General features: G+C 54.7%; 3 protein-coding genes. All 3 read right to left on the bottom strand.

The window, feature by feature from the left end; translation table 11 throughout:
• Window positions 1-524 (bottom strand): N-acetylmuramoyl-L-alanine amidase family protein (locus tag ACR0P9_RS10660; protein WP_432619976.1); only part of this gene is annotated, 524 nt, incomplete at its 3' end.
• A gap of 75 nt (window positions 525-599) precedes the next feature.
• A complete protein-coding gene (locus ACR0P9_RS10655; protein WP_432619974.1) occupies window positions 600-1,805 on the bottom strand; it encodes an aspartate kinase in 1,206 nt (401 codons plus the stop codon).
• Between the two features lie 66 nt (window positions 1,806-1,871).
• The coding region (gene thrB, locus ACR0P9_RS10650; protein WP_432619972.1) for a homoserine kinase at window positions 1,872-2,603 on the bottom strand (732 nt) is incomplete at its 5' end.

The following is a 2,603-nucleotide window of genomic DNA, read 5'->3' as shown; positions in this document are numbered from 1 at the left end:
TTGCTGAGGATACGGCTCGCTGTCTTTTTGGACTCTGTGAGCAATGCCGGACGATAATTGCCGTTCGGCACGATGACCAGCTCGCCGCGCGCACTGCTGCTGTCTGCGGAATTGATATGTAAGCTGACCATCAGATCAGCATTGACAGACTGCGCATACTTGACGCGGTCGGACAGCTCCAAGAACGTATCATCGTCGCGCGTCATGTATACTTTGACGCCCGCATATTTGCTCAGCTCCTCGCGGCAAGCCAGTCCGATTTTCAGGTTCATGTCCTTCTCCATCGCGGTCTTGCCGTTCCACTTTGCCGTGGCACCGCTGTCCTTGCCGCCATGACCCGGATCCAGCGTCACAATCAATGTTCCATTGCTTGCGCCGTACTGTCTGCTGCGCACGCCCGTGCTCGGCTGCAAGGTAACATCCTCCTCTCCTTCCATCTGTACCTGCTCTGTCGCCCATGCCGGTGCGCCAATCGACAGCACCATACAGGCAGCAAGCAGTAATCCTGTCAGTCTTTTTCTCATGAAATGGCTTCCTTTCGTCTGATGTTTTTATAAAAAACAGGCTTTTCCGTGAAGAAAAGCCTGTTTCTTGTCTATTTAATTGAAAAATTTGTCATGTACTGCGCGAACCGCACGCGTCGCATCTTCTTCGTCAATCAGGACGGAAATCTTGATTTCCGAGGTAGAGATCATGCGGATATTTACCTGTGCACTTGCCAAGGCGTCAAACAGCTTCGCTGCTACGCCCGGTGTCGAAGTCATGCCTGCGCCGACAACCGAAACCTTCGCCAGATCCGACTTGCCGGAGAAGCTCGAAAAGTGCAGACGCTCCTGATTCTCTTCCAGAATCTTCATCGCCGCATCCAGCTGACCGCGTTTGATGGTAAAGCTGATGTCGCGCACATCATCGTGTCCGATGGACTGCAAGATAATATCTACATTGATGCCGTTGTTCGCCAAAAGAGAGAACAGGCGGAACGCATTGCCCGGCTTGTCCGGAATGCCCATGACGGCAATTCGTGCCGTGTCCTTATCGCAGGCTACACCGCTGATAATCATCTTTTCCACAGAAACAACCTCCTTAACCTTGGTTCCCGGATTTCTGGTCAGGCTGGACAGCACTTCCAGATCAATGTTATATTTCTTTGCCATCTCAACCGAACGGTTGTGCAGCACCTGTGCGCCCAAAGACGCCAGCTCCAGCATTTCATCAAACGTAATTTCTTCCAGCTTGCGCGCATTGGGTACAACGCGCGGATCTGCGGTATACACGCCGTCTACATCGGTATAAATCTGGCACAGATCGGCGCCCAGTGCCGCCGCAATGGCAACCGCTGTCGTGTCGGAGCCGCCGCGTCCCAGCGTCGTGATGCTCTGATGGCTGTTGATGCCCTGAAATCCTGCGACAACCACAATGCGGTGTCTGTCCAGCAGACTGCGGATGCGTTCAGGTCTCACATGATGGATCCGCGCAGAGCCGTATTCCAAGCTCGTCTCAATGCCAGCCTGCCAGCCGGTCAAGCTCGTCGCATGATAGCCCAGCTTCTCGATGGCCATCGCAAGCAGCGACATCGAGATCTGTTCGCCCGCACTGAGCAGGACATCCATCTCTCTCGCCGGTGGATTGTCTGTGATTTCTGCCGCTTTCGCGATAAAATCGTCTGTGGTGTCACCCTGTGCGGATACCACAACAACGACCTGATTGCCGGCAGCCGCCGTTCTGGTTACAATATCCGCCACATTAAAGATGCGTTCTGTGTTCGCAACGGAAGTTCCGCCGAACTTTTGCACAATTAAAGCCATGTGCCTGCCTCCTACTTCTCTCTCCCCTGCGCCGCTGTGCGCAGGCTCTCTGTATCTATGCCGGAATCAGAGATCCAGCTTTTCCAGCGCGCCGTCTTCTGTCGGCGTCACCAGAGCACCCACTTCGTCACACGACAGCAGAACCGGCTTCCAATCCGGAAAACGATCTGCAAAGTACATGCAAGCGCGGCTGTAATATGTCTTGTCTTCCTTGTCCACCATCGCAATAATGGTCGGGCCTGCGCCGGACAGGAAGGCACCGAGGGCACCCAGTCCCTTTGCGCTCTTGACAACCTCTTCACCGTTCGGAATCAAACCGAAACGATACGGTTGATGCAGGCAGTCGCCCGCCGCTACCATCAGGTTGTGCAGATCACCGGTGACCAAGGATCCGGTGAGCAGAGCCGCACGCGACAGGTTAAATACTGCGTCCTTGTGCGGGATGGTCTTCGGAATCGCCTGACGCGCCTTTTCTGTGGACAGCTCGAAATTCGGGATAAATGCCACAAAATCGACTTTATCCGCAATCGGAACGCGCACGCTCCACACCTTGCCGTATTCCAGCAAAGAGGTGCAGAAGCCGCCGAGAATTGCCGGTGTCGAATTGTCCGGATGGCCTTCAATGGCAGCCGCCAGATCAATGATATTTTCCTGATGCAGCGGACCGCCCAACAGGGCATTGGCACCGATCAGACCCGCTACCGTGCACGCAGAGGACGAACCCAATCCGCGCGTCTGCGGAATATCGCAGTCCTCAATGAGCTTGAGACCCGGCATCGGCTTGCCGCAGATGTCATA

The sequence above is a fragment of the Butyricicoccus sp. genome, assembly GCF_050872565.1.
In the GTDB taxonomy this organism is placed as follows: domain Bacteria; phylum Bacillota; class Clostridia; order Oscillospirales; family Butyricicoccaceae; genus Butyricicoccus_A.
This window is presented reverse-complemented; position numbering and strand designations above follow the sequence as displayed.

What these genes read in the sequence shown, in the direction of transcription:
- ACR0P9_RS10655 (WP_432619974.1), bottom strand. Translation starts at nt 1,805, where the DNA reads ATGGCTTTAATTGTGCAAAAGTTCGGCGGAACTTCCGTTGCGAACACA.